The sequence below is a fragment of the Mesobacillus maritimus genome (assembly GCF_019749255.1).
GTDB classification, from domain to species: Bacteria; Bacillota; Bacilli; order Bacillales; family Cytobacillaceae; genus Mesobacillus_B; species Mesobacillus_B maritimus_A.
Genome location: NZ_JACWFH010000007.1, coordinates 109949 through 130506, shown reverse-complemented (window position 1 = coordinate 130506; position 20558 = coordinate 109949). Strand labels below are relative to the sequence as shown.

21 protein-coding genes are annotated in these 20558 nt (G+C 39.1%); 4 read left to right on the top strand and 17 right to left on the bottom strand.

Annotation, left to right across the window (positions count from 1 at the left end; all coding sequences use genetic code 11):
* Nucleotides 1-49: 49 nt before the first annotated feature.
* Together trpB and shc are read right to left on the bottom strand one after the other, a co-directional pair.
* Nucleotides 50-1219 (bottom strand): tryptophan synthase subunit beta, encoded by a 1170-nt coding sequence (gene trpB / locus H0185_RS03905; protein ID WP_221871380.1) that lies wholly within the window; start codon nt 1217-1219, stop codon nt 50-52.
* Between the two features lie 83 nt (nt 1220-1302).
* On the bottom strand, nt 1303-3183 hold the full coding sequence (shc, locus tag H0185_RS03900) for a squalene--hopene cyclase (RefSeq protein ID WP_221871886.1): 1881 nt from the start codon (nt 3181-3183) through the stop codon (nt 1303-1305).
* 47 nt (nt 3184-3230) lie between these two features.
* Here shc and H0185_RS03895 point away from each other — a divergent pair, with 47 nt between their 5' ends.
* Both H0185_RS03895 and H0185_RS24210 read left to right on the top strand, forming a co-directional pair.
* Nucleotides 3231-4412 (top strand): DUF2515 domain-containing protein, encoded by a 1182-nt coding sequence (locus tag H0185_RS03895; protein ID WP_221871378.1) that lies wholly within the window; start codon nt 3231-3233, stop codon nt 4410-4412.
* Nucleotides 4294-4785 carry a CBO0543 family protein gene (locus H0185_RS24210; protein ID WP_343223077.1) on the top strand — a complete coding sequence of 164 codons (492 nt, stop codon included), beginning with the start codon at nt 4294-4296 and terminating at the stop codon, nt 4783-4785. Before H0185_RS03895 ends, H0185_RS24210 begins: the two co-directional genes overlap by 119 nt.
* 108 nt (nt 4786-4893) lie before the next feature.
* Here the strand turns inward: H0185_RS24210 and H0185_RS03890 are convergent, their stop codons facing one another.
* From H0185_RS03890 to H0185_RS23905, 8 genes are all read right to left on the bottom strand, one after another.
* Nucleotides 4894-5739 (bottom strand): MBL fold metallo-hydrolase, encoded by an 846-nt coding sequence (locus H0185_RS03890; RefSeq protein ID WP_221871376.1) that lies wholly within the window; start codon nt 5737-5739, stop codon nt 4894-4896.
* Between the two features lie 100 nt (nt 5740-5839).
* Nucleotides 5840-6733 carry an MBL fold metallo-hydrolase gene (locus tag H0185_RS03885; protein ID WP_221871374.1) on the bottom strand — a complete coding sequence of 298 codons (894 nt, stop codon included), beginning with the start codon at nt 6731-6733 and terminating at the stop codon, nt 5840-5842.
* Nucleotides 6734-6961: 228 nt separating this feature from the next.
* Entirely contained in the window at nt 6962-8071 is a 1110-nt protein-coding gene (gene menC / locus H0185_RS03880) for an o-succinylbenzoate synthase (RefSeq protein WP_221871372.1), read from the bottom strand.
* Between the two features lie 2 nt (nt 8072-8073).
* Nucleotides 8074-8901, bottom strand: coding sequence for a GNAT family N-acetyltransferase (locus H0185_RS03875; RefSeq protein WP_221871370.1), 828 nt, complete (start codon nt 8899-8901; stop codon nt 8074-8076).
* Nucleotides 8902-8923: 22 nt separating this feature from the next.
* Nucleotides 8924-10060 (bottom strand): amidohydrolase, encoded by a 1137-nt coding sequence (locus tag H0185_RS03870; protein ID WP_221871368.1) that lies wholly within the window; start codon nt 10058-10060, stop codon nt 8924-8926.
* Nucleotides 10061-10096: 36 nt separating this feature from the next.
* Complete coding sequence (locus H0185_RS03865) at nt 10097-11482, bottom strand: YjiH family protein (protein WP_221871367.1); 1386 nt, start codon at nt 11480-11482, stop codon at nt 10097-10099.
* A gap of 42 nt (nt 11483-11524) precedes the next feature.
* Nucleotides 11525-12148 (bottom strand): MurR/RpiR family transcriptional regulator, encoded by a 624-nt coding sequence (locus H0185_RS03860; RefSeq protein WP_246628989.1) that lies wholly within the window; start codon nt 12146-12148, stop codon nt 11525-11527.
* A complete protein-coding gene (locus H0185_RS23905; protein ID WP_246628988.1) occupies nt 12120-12377 on the bottom strand; it encodes a MurR/RpiR family transcriptional regulator in 258 nt (85 codons plus the stop codon). Before H0185_RS23905 ends, H0185_RS03860 begins: the two co-directional genes overlap by 29 nt.
* A 232-nt stretch (nt 12378-12609) precedes the next feature.
* On the opposite strand from H0185_RS23905, the gene H0185_RS03855 reads away from it, so the two are divergent.
* Nucleotides 12610-13767: a glycoside hydrolase family 18 protein gene (locus H0185_RS03855; RefSeq protein WP_221871365.1), complete on the top strand. Its 1158-nt coding sequence runs from the start codon at nt 12610-12612 to the stop codon at nt 13765-13767.
* A 92-nt stretch (nt 13768-13859) separates the two neighbouring features.
* Here H0185_RS03855 and H0185_RS03850 read toward each other — a convergent pair whose 3' ends face one another.
* The 4 genes from H0185_RS03850 to H0185_RS03835 all read right to left on the bottom strand — a co-directional run bounded on the left by H0185_RS03850 (nt 13860) and on the right by H0185_RS03835 (nt 16771).
* The gene (locus tag H0185_RS03850; RefSeq protein WP_221871363.1) at nt 13860-14165 is read right to left on the bottom strand and encodes a hypothetical protein; all 306 of its coding nucleotides are present in this window, start codon (nt 14163-14165) and stop codon (nt 13860-13862) included.
* An 86-nt stretch (nt 14166-14251) separates the two neighbouring features.
* A complete protein-coding gene (locus H0185_RS03845) occupies nt 14252-15025 on the bottom strand; it encodes a class I SAM-dependent methyltransferase (protein WP_221871361.1) in 774 nt (257 codons plus the stop codon).
* A gap of 56 nt (nt 15026-15081) precedes the next feature.
* The gene (locus H0185_RS03840) at nt 15082-15678 is read right to left on the bottom strand and encodes a class I SAM-dependent methyltransferase (protein WP_221871360.1); all 597 of its coding nucleotides are present in this window, start codon (nt 15676-15678) and stop codon (nt 15082-15084) included.
* A 229-nt stretch (nt 15679-15907) separates the two neighbouring features.
* The gene (locus tag H0185_RS03835) at nt 15908-16771 is read right to left on the bottom strand and encodes a dimethylarginine dimethylaminohydrolase family protein (protein ID WP_221871358.1); all 864 of its coding nucleotides are present in this window, start codon (nt 16769-16771) and stop codon (nt 15908-15910) included.
* A 399-nt stretch (nt 16772-17170) separates the two neighbouring features.
* Here H0185_RS03835 and H0185_RS03830 point away from each other — a divergent pair, with 399 nt between their 5' ends.
* Nucleotides 17171-17980, top strand: coding sequence for an AAC(3) family N-acetyltransferase (locus H0185_RS03830; protein ID WP_221871356.1), 810 nt, complete (start codon nt 17171-17173; stop codon nt 17978-17980).
* Between the two features lie 78 nt (nt 17981-18058).
* Here the strand turns inward: H0185_RS03830 and H0185_RS03825 are convergent, their stop codons facing one another.
* The 3 genes from H0185_RS03825 to H0185_RS03815 form a co-directional block, all read right to left on the bottom strand.
* Nucleotides 18059-18970, bottom strand: a complete 912-nt coding sequence (locus tag H0185_RS03825) for a CBASS cGAMP-activated phospholipase (RefSeq protein ID WP_221871354.1) — start codon at nt 18968-18970, stop codon at nt 18059-18061.
* A gap of 94 nt (nt 18971-19064) precedes the next feature.
* Nucleotides 19065-19325 (bottom strand): hypothetical protein, encoded by a 261-nt coding sequence (locus H0185_RS03820; RefSeq protein ID WP_221871352.1) that lies wholly within the window; start codon nt 19323-19325, stop codon nt 19065-19067.
* 86 nt (nt 19326-19411) lie between these two features.
* Nucleotides 19412-20509, bottom strand: a complete 1098-nt coding sequence (locus H0185_RS03815) for a branched-chain amino acid aminotransferase (protein WP_221871350.1) — start codon at nt 20507-20509, stop codon at nt 19412-19414.
* Nucleotides 20510-20558: the final 49 nt, after the last annotated feature.

Sequence of the window (20558 nt, the reverse complement as noted above, 5' to 3'; positions counted from 1 at the left end):
ACCGATGAAAGCAGCCTCATGCGAGGCTGCTTTCGTTTCATTTCTCCATTTAGTTTTCGCTTAGCATTTTAAATACTTGTTCAACATCCTTGTCACCACGACCAGAGATGTTTACAATCAAGATATCCTCAGGTGTAAGTTCCTTTGCCAATTTAACCGCATGTGCTACGGCATGTGAGCTTTCAAGTGCAGGAATAATTCCTTCTGTTTTGGACAATAACTGAAAAGCTTCCAACGCCTCCTGCCCACTAGCTGTAACGTACTCCGCTCTGCCACTTACCTTCAAGTGACTATGTTCAGGTCCAACCCCTGGATAGTCTAATCCAGCTGCAATCGAATAAGTTGGTTTTGGTTGACCTTGTTCATCAATTAACGTCAAACATTTAAAGCCATGAATCACGGCAGGTACTCCCTCGGACATTGTTGCCGCTTCAGCAGGCTCGATCCCAATCAAGCGAACATTCGGTTCATCGATATAATGAGCAAAGGCTCCAATCGCATTGCTCCCACCACCAGTACAAGCAAGGACAGCGGTTGGCAACTTGCCTTCTTTTTCTAAAATTTGGTGCTTAGATTCTTCACTAATTACAGCTTGAAAATGCTTTACCATGCTTGGATACGGATGTGGACCAACCGCAGAACCTAAAAGATAAAATGTATTTTGATAGTTTTCAATAAGGTCACCAAGTGCTGCATCTACCGCATCTTTTAAGCGTCCTTGCCCAGCTTCAACAGGAACAACTTTTGCTCCCAATAATTCCATACGGAACACATTAAGCGCTTGCCGTTCTGTATCGAGTTTCCCCATATAAATCACGCATTCCATCCCGAACATTGCACAAACTGTTGCAGTGGCAACCCCATGCTGGCCGGCTCCTGTTTCCGCGATTACTCTCTTTGCACCCATTCTTTTTGCTAGTAAAATCTGCCCTAAGACATTATTTATCTTATGAGAACCTGTATGGTTTAAATCTTCTCGTTTCAAGTAAATCTTTGCTCCACCTACTTGCTTAGTTAAGTTTTCTGCAAATGTAAGTGGGTTCTCGCGCCCAACATATTCTTTTAAATAAAACTTAAATTCTTTTTGAAATTCAGGATCATCTTTATATCTTAAAAATTGTTCTTCAAGAATGTTCATAACTTCCTGTAGACTATCTGGGACAAAGCTTCCCCCAAATTCTCCGTAAAATCCCTTAACCTCTTCGCTCACACTCTTCATCCTCAACTCTACTCCTCTCAACTAATTTCATTAACATAAAACTAGTATAATACAAATTTATCAAATATTCTAATAATAAATTATTATTTTCCGATAAATTTATTTCGGTAATGAGCCAGTGTCAGCAATGGGAAAATATAACGATAGCTATGATAATGGATATAAAAATCACCGGCCATTCCCTGTCCCTTAGGATAATCAGTCGTCCAGTCATCCTTATCGATATGATTTAAGATATACTGAATCCCACTATTAATAGCCTTAGAAGGCTTATCAGCTACCGCAATTAATGTATCCACCGCCCAGGCTGTATGAGTTATTGTACTTGCCTTTAAAGGTACGTATTCACCTTTTTCATCACTCTTACATGATTCACCCCAACCGCCATCAGGGTTTTGAATGGATTTTAACCAGCTTACCGCTTTCGTAATCGCAGACCGAGTTGGTAACATACCGACTGCTATAAGACCTGTAACGGCCCCCCATGTCCCATAAATATAACAAATCCCCCATCTCCCGTACCATGAGCCATTTTGCTCCTGGTTCGCTTTTAGCCAACGGATACCTGCTCTTATTGCATCATGATTTTTTTGAAGATTGGTCATCGCCCCAAGGTACTCCAAAGTTCTCCCTGTTAAATCCGCTGATGAAGGGTCCGTTAAAATAAATTCCGCTTTTTCTATTGGCAATAGCTTTAAGATTTTGCTATCGGTGTTTTTCTCAAACGCTGGCCATCCTCCATCGTCATTCTGCATTGACAAAACCCACTCTGTTCCTCGTTGCCATGGGTATAAATATTCTTGCCTCAACACGGCTTCTCTCGCAATGGCTCTTAAGGATGCTGTTGTATCATCAACATCTGGATGAATACTGTTTTGGTCAGCAAATCCCCATCCCCCAGGAAATGCATTGGGATTATGAACCGCCCAATCCCCGAATTTAACATGCTGGCGACGAATTAAGTACTCGTTCGCCTTTTTTACCATTGGATCTGAGGGCGAAACTCTCGCTTCTTGCAAGGCATAGCTAATTAATGAGGTATTCCACACCGTTGCAGTTGTATATTGCATATGTGGATAACCCTTTATTTCAGTTTTCATGGAAATTAAACCAGCAACCGCGTTGGTAATCGTAGAATTGTTTTTCGAATATCCTAGCGAAAGTAACGCAAAAATCATTAAAAAAGTAGAACTAAAATAGCCATAAAACGTTCCATCTGCTTCAATTCTGTGGAGCATATACTGCTTTGCCTGTTCTGTTGCTAAGCGATGGAGTTCGTTAGGGAAACCGATTAGTTTTTTAATCATGTCCTTAAAAGTGGAATGAAGCGATCGCCATTCTTCCTCTTCCCTATCAGAAAAGAATTCATTTCTTCTAGTATACAAATCTGACAAATCAGGGCTTTTATCAGTCTTAACACTATATTTCTTGTCAGCAAGAATCATTATTGGCGTAAGATTGGTTCTCCCGTACTCAGAAAAACTGTAAAAATTCAACGGAAAGCTTTGTGGGAGTAGAATCATTTCGATTGGGATGGGGAAAAACGCTGGCCACTTTTGTTGTCCTGTTAACGCTAGCATGATTTTCGTAAACATATGCGCACTTTCCAATCCGCCATTTCTAAGGATAAACTTTTTCGCGTTTCTCAATCTCTGATCATTTTTGGGATAATACCCTGAATAGAGGAGTGCGTAGTATGCCTCCACTGTTGCTGTCAAGTTCCCTTCTCCTTCATCATAAAAAAGCTTCCAAGCCCCGTTGTCTTCCTGCTTACTCAATATCCGCTTAGTTAAAGCTTCTATCAAGTTTTCTTCATTTATTTCTAACGACCTTAATAAAATAATCATATAGCAATCGGTTGAAATACCTGTTTCAAAGGGATAATTCCACGAGCCATTGGGAGATTGATCTTGTTTCAACGTATCAATAATCTGTTCCATCCCTTCAGCTACCTTACGTTCCATCATTCTCCTCCTCTCGCTACAAAATGGCGTTCAACCATACATATTCAATGGACAGTAGGAGCATTCATTTATTGGGGGGAACCATATTGAATCTACTTAAAAAGGCGAAAACAAAACCACTGTCCCCATCCCTGGTTAATATAAAAAAAGAGCTTAAACGAAAAAGCAAGAAAGCAGAACATGCACCCAAGCTGCTTCCAAAAGAGGCACTCCTTATTCAAACCATTAATAGTCGTACGAGAAGGTTGAATAAAAATAATGTGACGAGAACGAAAGCCTACCTTGATTTTTATAAAAAATTCCCCGAAATTCATTGGGCCTTTCTAGGTCATATGGTGTCACGTAATGGTGGTTATAATATGACTGATTTAAAGGGGGGATTCCTTACTAAACTTATGACAGGACAGGAAAGAAAAAACTTTTTTGCTTTTTTGGAACGGGGAAATTGGTTGATTTTCCAAGACGCCTATCCGCAATTTTTGCTCTATGAAGAAAGCATAAAGACAGGGAAGAATCTATTTTACCTGTTGCCCTATTTAAATGTTTCTTTATTCATGGAAACAATTTGGAGCCATTTTTGGCAACAGCGAGATTCGTCCATTTTGACCCTAGGGTTAATTATGAATGAACAAAATTACTTAGAAACAAGAGTCATACAAGACCCTATCTATAAAAAGATTATACTCGACAGCTTAGAATTTAAATTACAGGATATACTCTCTATGAATCATATTCTATTCCCTTACGAAAATAGCGGCAAAATACAACTTATAGGCGCAACTCTTCATCATTTTGAAAGGTTACAAGAGCGAATTCTCTTAGGAAAAAGACTGTATAAGGTTCTTTTTGATGATTCCCAGCTTCTCGAAAAAATAGTCCAATGGGCATACAATACTCCCCATACTGGATCACGCATGGATTATTGGCCACAACTCTTTCATTATGTGGATGAAGGGGTACCTGGTTTGCAATGGAAACCTAGAATTGTAGCTTGTAAGCTGACAAGTGGATCACCTCGTATCTATAGTCCTCAGCTTGAGCTTGCTTGGAAAAACCAAGAACATGAAAGCGCAGAAATTGGGGATTGGTTTCATGATTGGAAGGTTGTTTATGATTTACAGGACACAGAAGAAAAAATTAGTGGGGAGATACAGTATGACTATTGCCGAACAATCGAAAAACTCGAACTTGCCACCTACGCCAAAAAAGCCATCTCAATTCTGGAGTAAAAAACTAACACCCTCTTTATTATTGGCTTCTTTACTGGGGACCTATCTTGATCTTTATTTTACTGGAAAAGAATATTACTCCTTTCCAATGAGACCATTCCCAGAAATATTTTCGATTCACATTTTTTTTACTTTAGTGGGAATTCCTTTGATGGTTGCTATGTTTCTTTTCATTTGTACAAAACTGACCAGAACTAAAAGATTCCTTTTCATTCTCCTATTGAGTCTGGCGATGTCTGTTTTTGAGAAAATTGCCGAACCCTTCGGTTATTTCGTTCATGCAGATGTGTGGAAACACTATTATTCTTTTTTCGGTTACTTTGTTTTTTTAACCATTATTTATCGTTTTTATAACTGGACCAAACGAGTTTAATTTCAGTAAAATCGATAGAGCTTTGTCTGTCTTTGAGTTGCAAGGGTGTTGTAGACAATCGCAACACAAAAAGGACAGATGAAAAAGCCGAGCATCTGTCCTTACTTCCTAATTCAAATACTTCCCATAATCCGGGACAGCAATCTGATCAAACTCATTCACAAGCTTTTGTAGGCTATCGGTAAGCAACTGCCCGGTCATAGGCAAACCATGTCCTGTAACAGCAACTGAAGGTTTCAACTCTGCTAACGTTTTTACCGATTCTTTAGCTGCCTTCCAATCAGTAGTGAGGTACCGTGGTGGACCGCTAATTTCCTGCTCTTGAGTCAACACTTTATATAAATATTCTTGTTTGACCGTCACGAAAGCATCACCAGCAATCAAAGCACCGTCTTTTTCCCTGAAGAGCGATACATGTCCCTCTGAGTGTCCTGGTGTATGAATCCAGCGGAATTCAGACATATATGGAACACTCCCATCACTAGGAAGGGCCTCTACATTTTCACCAAGTTGAATCGGTTCGTTTGGAAACATTGGAGACATTTTTGCAACCATTCCCCCCTCTACCGTTGAATCTGGTTCTGGGTACCTCTTTTTCCCGGTCAAATAAGGGAGTTCCATTTCATGTGCATAAACAGGTACATTCCAATACTTAATCAATTCAACAATTGCCCCAACATGATCGAAATGCCCATGTGTAAGGATAATTGCCTTTGGTGGATTCTCTTTCCCAAATCGTTCTTCCGTAACAGCTATAATCTCATCTGCCGATTCTGGCATTCCCGCATCTACCAACACATAATTTTTATCCTCAGGATTTCCCACCAAACAAATATTAACGATTTGGATGGTATGCGAATATATATCCGGCAAAACCTCAATCCCCACTCCACTGCCGACCGAGGTAGCTGGAATGTATTTATAATCACTGCCATAAGACATATTCTTATCCATGAAACAACCCCCATGCAAATGTATGTGAACCGAACATAGTTTTCTCTACTGACCTTTTATTATTCAAAAAGAAAAGCAATAGACAATGCTATTGCTCTCCTCATTTTGTATTTAAGTAAACTCTATCAGCTTCAGGCACCGTTAACCCTAATCGATCGAGGTGTTTTCTAATCCCGGTTCGTTCCCACGTTTTAAGAATTCCATTCTCTAACGTTCGTTTAGGATAGAATATCCCAATGCTTGTGAGTTCATCGAAAGTTAACCCTTGACGAACATAATGCTCAACTTTCTCATCACGTTTATCAATAATCGCTAAGTATACTTCCATCGCTTTTGCGAAATCTTTCTTTGTAAAAACACCCTTTTGGTGACCAGTAATATAGGTATCTGCATCTAGTTCAAGAAGCCTTTTCCCAGAGCGGATGAAATCATCAATATCTCCATCAGTTCCGTTATACCACGGACCAAAAGAAGTCATATCATAATCACCTGCAAACACCACGCCTAGTTCTGGAAAATACGGGCAGGATAACCCACTTGTATGTCCAGGGGAATGTAAAAATTGAACCTTTACCCCACCAAAGTTATACTCCTTATCATAATCATAGGTCCCAGATAGTAAGCCCAGACTCTTTACCCATCTTGCAGGGAGGTTCTTTTTCCACACCTCGACTCCTCTAGGGCCCCACTCTTGATATACTCCATTTGCACGTGCCACACCATCAATCGATTGTGCTGTTTCATATTCAATTGGATTGATTAGCTTTGTAGCCTCTGGAAACAAATAATTATGAGTAGTATGATCGGGATGGTAATGCGTATTCATAATAAGTTCAATCCCAAATTCCTTATTTAGCTTCAGCAAGCTTTCTGGATCGGCACCAGAGTCAATTAATACCTTTTCTGTGCAATCAATATACAAACTTCGTGAGAAAGGCACTTTGCTACTGTTATTGGGCCCTTCAATAATTTTTATCGGACCTATACGATCCATATTTGTCACCTCGTATCAAAAAAATGAATGTAATTACCACTAAAAAATGATTGAATATTCATTCATTATAAAGCAAAGAGGTTCCGTTCATCAACTGCTTTGTTTTCGAAATTGAAAATGCTTCAATAGGGGCATAAAAAGATCTCCCATCGAAGCATTTGGAAACATTTTCATTTTTAAAGATTTGTATGAACGAAATATCTTATTTAGACTAAAATATTGAAATCCTTATAAACAAATGGAACTTTGTTTTACCGTTAACCTTTCAATCAACGAAAGATTAGGCTCATATCCAATCCCTGGCCCATCTGGAACAGCAATCAAACCATTTTCCATTTTCACCTCAGGTTCAATGATATCCTGTTTCCAATAATGTGCAGAAGGTGCCGTATCGCCAGGGATAGTAAAATTCGATAAGGAGGTAATTGCGATATTATGGGCTCTGCCGATTCCTGCCTCGAGCATGCCTCCACACCAAAGTGGTATATCATGTTTTACACAAAGATCATGAATTTTTTTTGATTCTGACAAGCCGCCGACTCTACCAATTTTTAAATTAATGATCCGACAACTTCCTAGTTCAATTGCTTTTCGAGCGTCCTCAGCAGAGTGAATACTTTCGTCGAGGCAAATGGGTGTTTCTAAGTTAGCCTGTAGCACACCGTGGTCAATAATATCATCATGTGCCAATGGTTGCTCAATCATCATTAAATTAAACTCGTCTAAGTGACGTAAGTGATCGATATCATCTAACGTATAAGCGCAATTTGCGTCTGCCATTAACGGGATTTGAGGAAAAGACTTTCGAATCATCTTAAGGATCGATACATCCCAGTCAGGCTTAATTTTTACTTTTATGCGTTTATACCCTTCCTGCAAATACCCTTCAATTTGCTGAAGAAGCTGTTGTTCTGAATGTTGAATACCAACACTAACACCGACTTCAATTTTATCTTTCACTCCACCAAGAGCTTTCGATAACGAAAGATTTTGGCTCTTAGCATAAAGATCCCAAACAGCCCCCTCAATAGCTGCTTTTGCATTGTAATTGCCACGAACATATTGAAAACGAGGGAAAACCATATCAGGATGCTCAATCGGCTCTTTTAGTAATAGAGGGATGAGAAAGTCAGTCATTATATGCCAATTCGTTTTCACCGTTTCTTCGTTATACATCGGCTGGACAATTGAAACGGACTCACCCCAGCCAGATAACCCATCTTTCCCCACTACTTCAACCAAAATGATATCTTTATCCACTTCCGTCCCAACACTTGTTGTAAAAGGTGTCAGGAGATCCATTTTAATCTGACGTAGGATAATTCTCTCTATCTCCATCCTTAACCCCTCTTTTCTAGTACATACAAATAATGATTCTGATCTTTTTTTATTAAGTCCGTAACCTGCCACCCAATTGGCAAATAATGAGTGAAAATTTTTCGGGTAATATTTCTCCATTCAACTGCGAGTGAGAAATCAGCACTTTTTATTTCTTGAAAATTACCAGGTACCGGCACAAATAGTAGATCAGAATCCAAACCGAAATTTATTTCACCCGGTATTAAAAAGCCATCCTTCTCAGTGGTTTCCATTACAAAATTCTGAAGGTCAACTTGTTTATCCCTTTGCTCAAATTTCGTTGCCCCTTTTTTGTCTTGAATCTCGTCCACTCGCCATTCCACTAAAAATCGATCAGTCGCAATCCCAGAATTTAAACCATCACCCATTTCCCCATAGGCATCTTCCAAATAAGAGGTACAAATCGCACCCAACTTATGTAAATTCAAATTCCCATTTACTGTTTCTAACGGGTCATATGTCCATGAAATCAACTCATAGCCCATAGCCTCTGCAAGTCCTTTTTGAGCCCACTTCAATTTTTCTCCTACACCATACTTACGATATTCAGGATGAATTCCAAGTGAATGTGAGCAAAGGTATACTTGCTTCCCATCAAAACCCGGAAAACTATATTGAAAACCAATCAATTCATTATGTAAAAAGGCACCTAAAATGAACCCACCATTTTTAACAACCGTAATGGTTTGGTTCACTGGTACCGAATCTTCGAAACTCCAAACAATGGCTTCAAGCTGGCGTACTCGCTCTAACTCCACCACAGTTTGCAGGTTTCGGATTTCAATTTCTTCAAAAACAGGTTTGTTCAACTTCCTATTCCTCCAATGACTATTAGCTCCAATTATCCTGATCTGCTTCCATTAGTAGTTTTGTTAAAATCTTTGTTCCATAAACGAGGGCTTCTTGATTAAACTTCATATTAGGATGATGCAAACCAGGTGTCAAATCACATCCTAAGCCAACCATCGTTGCAAAAATATGTGGATTTTTTAGTGTATAAAAATGAAAATCCTCTGCTCCTGGGGATACACAAGCCACTTCTAGATTCTCTTCCCCAAGAATTGAAAGAATTGCTGATTCTGCCAAGCGAATGGCATCGGGGTTCTTCACCGCTGCAGGAGAATATTCTTCAATGACTGTATCTATCTTCGTTTCGGTCAATTCAGCGATTTTCTGTACTGTTTGCTGGGCTTTCGCAATCAATAATTCCATTCCCTCATTTGTTTCGGAGCGTAAATCAAAGGTAAAGCGAGCATTCTCAGGAATTGCATTAGATGCTTCTCCGCTATGCAGTTCCGTCATCTTAATCGAATAACGCCCAACTGACCCAAGCTTAATTTGCTTCATGGCCTGGATCAAAAGGGAGGCGGCCTCTATTGGGTTATTCCCTTCTTCCGGTCTTGCCGCATGCGCTGGAACTCCTTTGATAACGCCCTTTATGGTTGTCGTGGAACCATGTAGGATTACCGGAGCTGCTTTGCCATATTGAACTTCAAATGAAGGACGAAGATGAACCCCACCAAGAAATTTAACATTCTTAAGAGCGCCATCTTCGATCATTTTGAGGGCACCACCAGCTACTTCTTCAGCTGGTTGAAAAATAAACCGAACGCTATGCTTGAATTTTATATTAGTTTTACATAGTGAAAGAGCCGACATCAATACCATTGTACTATGGGCATCGTGCCCACATGAGTGATTAGGACGAACGACGCCATCTACCTCTTGAACTAGTGCATCCATATCAGCACGAAGCGCAATCACCTCAGGGTTTTCTCCCTGGAGATTGGCGACAAAACCGTAATGCCCTGAAAAAGTCTGAACCGTAAACCCTGCATCGATCAATTTCTGTTGAAGGAAGCGGGAGGTTTTCTCTTCCTTCCAACTAGGCTCTGCCAGCTGATGCAATTCATGATAGGTTTTGAAAATCGTATTTCTCTGGGCCTCAATAAATTGGATTGGATCCACGGAAATAACTCCCTCCCGACATAGAGTCAAATAAGATTAGAAAATAATATGAGCAACAAGTACCACGATTGGCAATGTAATCACAGTACGTAGGATAAAAATAAGAACTAAATCTTTGAAGCTTACAGGAAGCTTGGAGCCTAGAAGCAAGCCACCCATCTCGGACAAGTAAACTAATTGCGTCACAGAAACACAGGCAATAACGAATCGAGTTAATTCACTTTCAATTCCACTTCCGATAATCGCAGGCAATAACATGTCGGCAAATCCAATGACCATGGTTTGAGCAGCTTCCGCAGCTTCAGGTACCTGCATCAGGGCCAGAATTGGCTCGAATGGCTTACCAAGGATGGTAAACACTGGGGTGAATTCAGCAATAACAAGAGCTACAGTTCCAATTGCCATGACAATTGGCAGTACACCAAGCCACATGTCTAAGACATTTTTAAAGCCTTCTGTAAAAATATTGGCAACTGAATCATTTTTTCTCGCTTTGTTTACTGCATTATCAAGTCCCCATTTAACTTGAGAAACCCCTTCTGGAATCTTTTCTTCTGCTTTTAATTCTGTGAGTTCATAGCCAGTATCTGCTTTTTTAGAAAGTGGACGAATTCTTGGCATAATAACAGCCGCTACAAGGCCAGCAAAGATAATCGTTAAATAGTATGGTACAAAATATTGTTCAAGTTCAAGATACTGAAGAATAACGATTGAAAACGTAATCGAAACCACTGAAAAAGTCGTTGCGATTACTGCTGCTTCACGCTTTGTATAGTACCCTTCCTCGTATTGCTTTGACGTTAGAAGGACACCAATGGTACCGTCACCAACCCAAGAAGCTAAGCAATCAAGAGAGGAACGTCCAGGTAAAGTGAAAATGGGTCTCATAACCTTCATAAATAAAGCACCAACGAATTCAAGTAAACCAAAGTTTAATAATAGTGGTAAAAGAATGCCAGCTAGTAAGAAGGTTGTAAATAAAATTGGAATCAAATCATATAGCAAAAGTGTCCCAGTATTTTCTGAGTGAATCATTTCCGGACCCATTTTGAATAAAGTCATCGCTGCGAATACTGTCCCCAATAAACGTGCAACCACCCAAAACTTGCTTACACTAAATAGTGTATTCAACGTTTTATTTTGAGTTATAAAATTCGGTTTAATGAATGTAGCAATGATTGATCCGACTGTTGATATTGCCATGACCAACACCACCAATGCTGGAATAAACTCCCCAATTGCCCCGTTAATTTGATTGGATAGAAAAGCAACTGGAATGGTAATTCCATCCTCTGTTTTTATTGGAGTAATAAATAGTAGAATACCAATTAATGAAGGGAGAATGAACTTTAAGTAGTCACTAATGGGAATTGATTTACTACTTACTTGTTCTTCTACTCTTGTTTCTGTATTTGTTGTCATTGTTTAGCACCTCTAGTTTGTTTTTAGTAATATGAAAGACTGCTATTCTATAAATAAGCCATAATCAGCATATATTCGTTCTAATTTCTGTTGTCTGCTGCTAATTCGTTTCCCGTCCTTATGATGAATCCCAGCGATCAGCACCTCTAACAAGGTAATCACAGAAGCAATCGAGTTGTGGCTTGATTCGATTTGTTCCTCTGTTGTTAACGTCCAATCAGCAACCTGCCCTATAGGGGATAACTGTCTGTTGGTGATTGCCAGTACTTGCGCGTCTTGGTGTTTCGCTAGATTTACAAGTTTTAAGGTTTCATTGCGATATCGAGGAAAGGAAAACACGATAAGCAATGATCTGTCTGTAAGCTCGCTAACATCTTCTGGCATAAAACCGGTTGGGCTCGTGATGGTGACATGTTCTCGTAGTTGTCTCAAAGAATAATAGAACCAATACGCTGCTGCATAGGAACTTCCAAATCCACCGATAAAAATACGATCCGCCTGCATAATCTTATCAATTGCTTGCCATAAATCCTCTGAACTTCCTTGACTTAGTAATTTCTGGAGAATTCCCTTTTCTCGCTGGATGACAGCCTCAAATAATTGGCTTTCCTCAGCCGTGTTGATTGCAGCTGAAACTTCATTCTGAAAGTATTGTTTTGACTCCAACCAGTCTCGGCGAACCTTCCTGCAAATCTGAAAAGCCAGAAAATCCTAATGCATAAGCCAACCGAATCACGGTCGTTTCACTCACACCAGCTTTTTTACCAATTTGATAAGCCGTATGTAGAGCACCCTCATCCATATGCCCCTTAATATACTCAGCCACTCTTTTCTGTCCAGGAGACAAGGAAGAAAAGCATTCCTTAATAATTTGATTTAACGGTATCTCTCCCATTCCAATCTCCTTTCAAGAAAATGATGAAGGAAAAACTTCTTTCTATAATATAAAGCATGAAATCCTTCGGCGCAAGAAAAAATTGAATAAAAAATCATATTTTATGATATTTATGCATTAACATATGAATCTGGTAAATAACTGGATGGTGCCTGACACATGTTAGATTCTACCATCCTCAGGGGTGTTTTTTTCTGATACAATTTATAAATCACAATTGGGAGGAATCTGCATGACTAAACGGAAAATTCTTATTCCCCTTATTATCGCTGTGTTTTTTACAGTCTTCGGGTTTCTATCAGGGGTTTTGTACTCGAATTATTCGAGCCAGGAAGCTACATCTCCTAGAAATATTGAAGAAATGGCTCACTCAGGGATCATAGTAGAAACGAAACAAATGCCAAACATTCAAACTCCCAATTCTAAGGTGTTAATTGGGTACGTTCAAGATTTTCGTGATCCTGAAACAATCAATCTATCAGAGTTGACTCATATCATTTTCTCATTTGCTCATCCAACAAAAGATGGCGATCTAGTATTAAGTGGAGAAACAGCCTTAAAAAATCTTCAGACCTTGGTATCAAAAGCGCATAATCAGGGTAAAAGTGTCATGCTCGCTATCGGAGGATGGTTTCACCTCAACGGTGGTGAATCATATGATTATTTCAAGTCCGCTATCCAAGACGAGAAAACACGTTCTAAATTAGTAAACGAACTTATTAGCTTGGTAGAACGTGAAAATCTAGACGGCATTGATATTGACTTTGAACATCCACGTTCACAGGAAGATGCAAAGGTTTTAGCCGCATTTACGAAGGAGTTAAGCGAGCGCCTTAAAAGCATGAATAAACAGTTATCGATTGCTGTTAATGCTAAAGTGCATAGTGTTGCAGGCACTGAAATCACCTCAGTCGTCTATGAACCCGAAATGTTTAAATATGTAGACTATGTCAACATCATGGCTTATGACGGTCAATGGGACGGTGGTTACCATGCAGCTAATCTATCACCATACTCCTATACTGAAAATATCGTATCTTATTGGACCAACCTTTTTAAAGACCAGCAAATTTCGACTGAAAAGCTAGTTTTAGGCGTGCCTTTCTATGCACAACCAGAAGACCCGGCAGCAAAGCAACTATCCTATGCAACAATTGTCAATCATGATTCCAAAAGTTCAGCTAATGATACAATCACGATGAATGGAACAACCTATCACTTTAATGGTATAAAAACGATGGAAAGAAAAACAAAGCTAGCACTTAGCCACGGCTTTGGTGGTATGATGTTGTGGGAAGCAGGGCACGACGCGAAAGGACCATACAGTCTCACAGCTTCAATCTCAGATGTATTACAAAGTCCTCCGCAAAAGCTTTATACAAAACAGTAATTATTACGCATAAAAAACACGATTCTCGATGAGAATCGTGTTTTTTAACCTTATTGGGATCTCCTTTTCATCATATAAAGCCTTCATCAACCTTATAGTTCTTTCTCTACCTTTACCAGACCATCTTTTATATTATTCTTTTCAAAATAGACGATGATAGTGTCATTTTCCTTCAGGTTGTCCTCAACATTCACATTTTCCTTTTTTATGTAAATGCGTCGCCCATCTTCCCCTTCACCAAAATAACCAAATTGGTCAATTTCTGTAATCGTATACTGATAGGTTACATATTCTTTCTCTACTTGGTTTGAGACTGTTTTCGCGTTGTTCAAGGAGATATTTAGAAAGATTAAAACACCTAATAAAGTAGTTAATAAGGATAGTATTATCACCTTCATCAACATGTCCTCCATATAATCTAGAATCCTTCAATATTATATGTTTAGGTGTTTAGATGATGACACAAAGCTGTTTTCTTTCACCCTTAAATTTTTGTACCTACGATAAGCGCAGATTGACCTTGGAATGTTTGGACCTTTCCCTCTTCAATTTCAACTGAAAAGTAATCAAGGATAGGCTTTGTAGCTTGGGTCATGAAGTCATTTAATTTTTGCTTCTCAGTTTCTGTTACATCCATCATTTCACACCAAGTATCGAAAAAGAATTTCTTCCTAAAGCAAATCAATTCCTCAACAAGAAACCCTTCATGTTCAAGCATCGAAATCCATTCAGATTTTTTATAGGCACGGACATGACTTGGGTCGCGTTTCTTTTCGACTTTATTATAAAATAAATCATATTCGCGAACCTCTGGGGCTACGTTATCGATTAAAATAAACATGCCCTGTTCTTTTAAGATTCTCTGAACTTCTTTAACAAATTTCCGTACATCAGAGAAATGATGCGCCGCAATTCTACAGGTCACTGTTCCTACAGAATCATTAGGAAATGGTATGTTCTCCGCATCTCCTTGGACAAAGGCGGCGTTTTTAATCCCATTTGACTCGATAAATCCTTTCGCCTTCTCCAACATTTCAGGGGTTAGATCCAATGCAACAACCTGTTTGAAATAAGGAGCTAACGCGTTTGCAACATGTCCCCCACCTGTTGCAATATCCAAAAGTTCTCCAGAAGGATTTTTCTCCGCGATAATTTCAACTAATTTTCGAAGGTCTTCCCCTTTAGCATGTGATTGGCTTGTCACATAATGGCTCGCGTTCTTCCCAAACTGTTGAATAACTCGCTCTTTTCCTTTCAAATTCCCACCTCTAATCTGTTTGCCTCTATAATAAAGCTTATGATGAAAAGCATGGCTTAACCCTTTTTTTCATTTTTTAATATCATCGTTTTAAAAAGGCTTTTATAATAATCTTTCGTTTCCTCTATATAAAATCCTTTCTTTTCAACTAACACATGAGTTTCTCGATCTAAACAACACCCATCACAAACCTTTTCCCAATAAGGTGTTAAAACTTCTTGTACTTTTGCTAGAGTTGGTTGCGTCATTTTAACATGCTCAAACATTAATACTTTCCCATCTGGCTTACAAACTCGTTTGATTTCTTCCAATGCAGCTTCAACATTAGGAATTGTGCAAAAAACAAGCGTCGCGACCACCGTGTCAAAGCTATTGTCGGGAAAGGGAAGCTGTTCTGCACCTGCTTGAACAACTTCAATCGGCACTGGTGATTGCTCCTTCCGTTTTAATGAACGAGTGACCATAAAAGGACTCGGTTCAATTGCTGTTACCTCTACATCGCGATAAAAGGGAAAATTCACTCCCGTACCGGAGCCAAGCTCCAATACTCGTCCACTAGCATTTTCTAATAACTGCACCCGTATCTTTTTGAAACGACCTCGCTCCAACGGGCTCATAAAAAAATCATACCATTCCGAAAACGTTTTACTCACAGTTTCATTTCCACTCCAGTTCCACCAAAATCTTATGACATCTCCCTTCATTATAGCTTGATAGACAAATTCCTACACGAAATAAATCATTGAAAAGCGATGCATCTCTCCCGGAAATATGTTTAATGTAATTATATTTTGTAAACTAAATATCGCTTTTTAATACCTGATTGCTTTGACTTCATAAAAAAGAACCTTCTCCCAAAGGGACAAGATTCCTCACCATGTTTTACTTTTCATTTGTTCTTAGGATTGGTAATGTACAACAACGGAAAGAGCCGCCGGATTTAATAATTTCGGTAATATCAACCTCGATGACTTCAAAACCACGGTTTCGAAGCTGCTTATTGACTTCTTTATTAACCGGTAGACTCAAGATTCGCTTATTGCCAATCGATAATACATTGGTCCCAAGCGTAAATTGTTCTTCTTTCGATACCTCAATTAGTTCATATCTAGAACTGAATAATTTCATATCTTCTTCTGTTAGCGCCTCAGGGTAAATCAAGGCAATCTCAGGGGATACCACATTAAACACACAATCTAAATGAAGATATCTTTCTTTAAAAGGGATTGCTTTGACTTCGTAACTACTCAGCAACCTTTGCAAGTGGTCTGCTGCCTTTTGGTTTGTGCGATTGCTTAAGCCCACATAAATGGTTTTGCCGTCAATAATAACGTCGCCACCTTCGATATTGTCACCAACGATATTATAATAAGAGAAACCTTCGTCCTCCAGCCATTGCCGTAAAACATTTTCCTCCCCTTTGCGCACATCGCTCGCCATATCTGCAACAAATACTGTTTCACCAAGCGTAAAACCGATATCACGAGTAAACACTTGCTCTGGATATTTTTTATGGTACGGGAGTAAAATGACTTCAATCCCATAGCTCCGCAATGTTTGTGCAAATTTATCATGCTGCTCAAGAGCTCGTTCAATATGTATACCTTCGTTTTGGAAATGCTTTTGCGTTTCATTAATTACATCACGAATGGTCATGTATTGGGGCTGACAAAGAATCACTCTTTTTAATGTATCATACTCAGTAAAACAGACAGTTTTATGCTCCATATCTGAACTTATTGTCATGGAAAGACCTCCCCTTATTTGAAAACTTTGCTTTTAATATGTCCTGTCCTAAAAGAATTCATTACAAAGAGGATGTTTTTCAAGGACATTAAAAAAAATTGCAATGTATTTTACCAGATAAATTCCTAAAGACCAGTTGAACCGTATCAACTGGTCTAATGATAAATTGAAAAACCTTTTCACAAACGCGCTGTCAGAGGCTCGGAAACAACAAAACAAAATCACTTGGACATTTTTATGCTCAAGTAGCGAATTAACGACATCATCGGCACCTTGAACAATATTATTGCGACTAACCTCATAAAACCGACAAATGAGCGTCTACATCCTATTTTCTACATAAAGAAGTCTTTTCCTGCCTTTTTAATATGATATATTTTACATTGGGGGGAAATGAACATGCATGAATTGAATCAAATTTTAAACACAACAGAATTCCAATCAAAAGAGACATTAAAAAAACAACTTATAGAGCTAGGAATTAACGCTGGCGACAATATCATGGTCCACTCATCACTAAGTAGCATGGGCTGGATAGCTGGAGGAGCACAGGCGGTTGTCGAGGCATTGCTTGAAACGGTGACAGAGTCTGGTACGATTGTGATGCCTGCTCAATCTACAGACAATTCAGATCCAGCTTATTGGATGTTGCCACCTGTTCCAAAGGAATGGCATCAACCTATTCGCGACCATTTTCCTGCTTATGATCCATACTTAAGTCCACTTCGGGAAATGGGGAAAATCGCTGAATGCTTACACCGTCTTCCACAAACAGTCCGAAGCCCTCATCCAGCTCATTCTTTTATTGCTTGGGGAGCAAATGCTGGTGAATGGATGAAGGACCAACCACTCGAGGACTCTTTTGGAGAAGGCTCACCACTTGGAAAAATGATGAAGACCGTTGTGAAAATTGTTCTGATTGGTACAGGATTTGATTCCTGTACAGCTCTTCATTATGCAGAGTTCATGCAAGAAAATCGAAAAACATATCCACAAGGTGCAGCCATAATGGTAAATGGCAAGCGTGTTTGGCAACCTTATGATTGTGTCGAAATGGACTCTGATCGCTTTCCCGAGATTATACAGGATTATGATGGACCCATTCTTGAAGGAAAATTGGGAATGGCCAAAACACTTGTTGTTGAAATGCAACCTCTTGTGGAGTTTGGGATTCAATGGTTAAACACTCATCCGGCTGATCAAGAGTAAACGAAAGACCCAGAAACCAAATTTAGGGGGCTTCCGGGTCTTTTTCGTTTCTCCTATTAACATCGCTAAAAAACCTTCTTACCTGTTTAAAAAGTTATCAATTTCTACACGGTTTTCTTCGAATGCCTCTTTGCCCAACTGAATTAATCGATCCATAAATTCCACATCATCAAAAGGCATTTCTTCACCTAGATCCTTATTAATTCGAAAATAATTATGTCCAAGTAACAATTTACAGTGATAAGAAACAGATTCTGACGAAATATCCAATGCTAAATCGAGCAGTTTTGGGGTAACTTTTAGCGAAGGTAATTGGAATGGCAACCAATGTTTGATTCCCCATTCTTTTTCGCCTCCATCAATAGAGAAATCAATATTCTGTTTTCCTGTCCCGAGCGATAGAATATGGATGGATTCGAGATTTTCATTAAAGTAATGCAATGCATCTGTCAAACAAACGAGAGAAGGATTATTCGCCCATAGGCCCCCGTCAATGGAAAGATACTTATTTCCTATATTGTTTGGTGGGAAGTAAATAGGTGCCGAACACGATGAAAGAACAGCATCCCAGACTCTAATTGATACATTTCCTAATTCATCTGGTACATGTGAACGATGAACGTATGGTTTCCCATGAGTCAAATCGACGGTTGGGATTAATAATGGCTTTGAAACATCTTTAAGTTCTCGGTCACCGAATGATTTCCTTAGCAATGATCGTAAAGAGCGGTCACTGTAAATACTTTTAAAGAGGCCAACCTTGGCCTCTTTCATAAATATTTTTTCACCATATTGTAGGTACTGTTCTAACAAAGTATCCATGTCCGAATCTAAAGCTGTTGCGGCTGCGATAATGGAACCGGTGCTGGTTCCTGCAACTAAATCAAAATGGTCACTGACCCTTGTTTGGTACTCTTCTTCCATCGCTTTTAAAATTGATATTGCAAAGACTCCACGAATTCCGCCACCATCAATACCTAATATTTTCATTTGTCATCACCTAAGTTTGCGATATCCAATAGCTTGCCCTTTCTTCACAACCTTATGTTGCAAGTTGTTCCTGAAAAAAAGCAAACCTCCTAAATCAATTCTCAAACTGTATGACTTTTTCTAACTTCTCGATTAAGACCACACATTTGTGGTTTCCTATTTCATAGATATACATTTTCTGCTCATTTTCTTGAAGAACCTTTACAAACTGAATATCCCCAGTTATGTCATTCTTTTTGGCGAGATCTGCAATCATTTTATAAACTTGGCTTATGGATGGCTCTGTTTGTGATGCGATTTTTATTGGGACAGGTAATCCTTTAACCTTAATCGTTACGATTATGACTGTATCCAATTGTCTCATCTCCTTACATAAAAAGTATTCGACTTAAGGAGATGTTTTCCTGCCAGTTTTTGTTCATATGAAATAGACCAAAATGGTTACAGCAGATTAGCTGACTCTTGCTTTTCAACTTTTACAGTCCAGCCAAATGGGTCTTTTTCGGTTCCAAGTTGGATCCCTGTTAAGGTTTCATATAACTTTTTCGCGATTTCTCCAGTTTGACCGTTGTTAATAACCATTTTTTCCCCCTGCCAAGCTAGTTCACCGACTGGCGAAATAACTGCAGCGGTACCAGTACCAAAGGCTTCCTCTAGTTGACCATTTTTATAGGCTTGATAAAGATCCTCCATTGAGAGTCGGCGCTCTGAAACTGGAATATTCCAGTGTTTTAATAATTGAAGGATCGAATCTCTTGTCACGCCTTCGAGAATGCTACCATTTAATACTGGAGTAACAATCTCTCCATTAATTTTAAAGAAGATATTCATACTGCCAACTTCTTCAATATATTTATTCTCCCTACCATCTAACCATAAAACTTGAGAATAACCTTCTTTTTCAGCTACCTCTTGCGCTTTTAAGCTTCCTGCATAGTTACCGGCCGTTTTTGCATTTCCGGTACCACCGATCGTTGCCCGAACATATTCACGTTCCACAGCAATTTTCACTGGGTTAATGCCTTCCTTATAATAAGCTCCTACTGGTGATAAGATGATGATAAACTTGTAACGCTTAGAAGGAGAAACGCCTAAATAAGGTTCTGTTGCAATAATAAATGGACGAATATAAAGAGAAGTACCCTCAGCAGTTGGAACCCATTCTCGGTCAACGTTAATCAGCTGTTTCAATGCACTAAGTGCCATTTCTTCATCAACTTTTGGAATACAAAGGCGATCATTCGAGCGATTCAAACGTTTCATATTCATATCTGGTCTGAATAATAAAACTTCATTATCTTTAGTAAGGTACGCCTTTAAGCCCTCAAACACGGTCTGCCCATAATGGAAAACCATGGAGGCGGGATCAAGAGTAAGCGGTTGATAGGGAACGATTCTAGCATCATGCCAACCTTGCCCTTCAGTATAATCGACAATAAACATATGGTCCGTGAAATTCTTTCCAAATTCAAGGTGATCAAAATCCGGTTTTGGTTTTCTCGATGAAGCCAGTGTGATATCAATTTTTAATTCAGTCATTTTACATACCCCTGTCTTAATAAACTATATTTTGATAATATTATGACAC

Excerpts from the sequence above, each read along its gene's own strand:
- trpB (WP_221871380.1), bottom strand. The coding sequence starts at position 1,219 with ATGAAGAGTGTGAGCGAAGAGGTTAAGGGATTTTACGGAGAATTTGGG.
- shc (WP_221871886.1), bottom strand. The coding sequence starts at position 3,183 with ATGGAACGTAAGGTAGCTGAAGGGATGGAACAGATTATTGATACGTTG.
- H0185_RS03895 (WP_221871378.1), top strand. The coding sequence starts at position 3,231 with ATGGACAGTAGGAGCATTCATTTATTGGGGGGAACCATATTGAATCTA.
- H0185_RS24210 (WP_343223077.1), top strand. The coding sequence starts at position 4,294 with ATGATTTACAGGACACAGAAGAAAAAATTAGTGGGGAGATACAGTATG.
- H0185_RS03890 (WP_221871376.1), bottom strand. The coding sequence starts at position 5,739 with ATGGATAAGAATATGTCTTATGGCAGTGATTATAAATACATTCCAGCT.
- H0185_RS03885 (WP_221871374.1), bottom strand. The coding sequence starts at position 6,733 with ATGGATCGTATAGGTCCGATAAAAATTATTGAAGGGCCCAATAACAGT.
- menC (WP_221871372.1), bottom strand. The coding sequence starts at position 8,071 with ATGGAGATAGAGAGAATTATCCTACGTCAGATTAAAATGGATCTCCTG.
- H0185_RS03865 (WP_221871367.1), bottom strand. The coding sequence starts at position 11,482 with ATGACAACAAATACAGAAACAAGAGTAGAAGAACAAGTAAGTAGTAAA.
- H0185_RS23905 (WP_246628988.1), bottom strand. The coding sequence starts at position 12,377 with ATGGGAGAGATACCGTTAAATCAAATTATTAAGGAATGCTTTTCTTCC.
- H0185_RS03855 (WP_221871365.1), top strand. The coding sequence starts at position 12,610 with ATGACTAAACGGAAAATTCTTATTCCCCTTATTATCGCTGTGTTTTTT.
- H0185_RS03850 (WP_221871363.1), bottom strand. The coding sequence starts at position 14,165 with ATGAAGGTGATAATACTATCCTTATTAACTACTTTATTAGGTGTTTTA.
- H0185_RS03835 (WP_221871358.1), bottom strand. The coding sequence starts at position 16,771 with ATGACAATAAGTTCAGATATGGAGCATAAAACTGTCTGTTTTACTGAG.
- H0185_RS03830 (WP_221871356.1), top strand. The coding sequence starts at position 17,171 with ATGCATGAATTGAATCAAATTTTAAACACAACAGAATTCCAATCAAAA.
- H0185_RS03825 (WP_221871354.1), bottom strand. The coding sequence starts at position 18,970 with ATGAAAATATTAGGTATTGATGGTGGCGGAATTCGTGGAGTCTTTGCA.
- H0185_RS03815 (WP_221871350.1), bottom strand. The coding sequence starts at position 20,509 with ATGACTGAATTAAAAATTGATATCACACTGGCTTCATCGAGAAAACCA.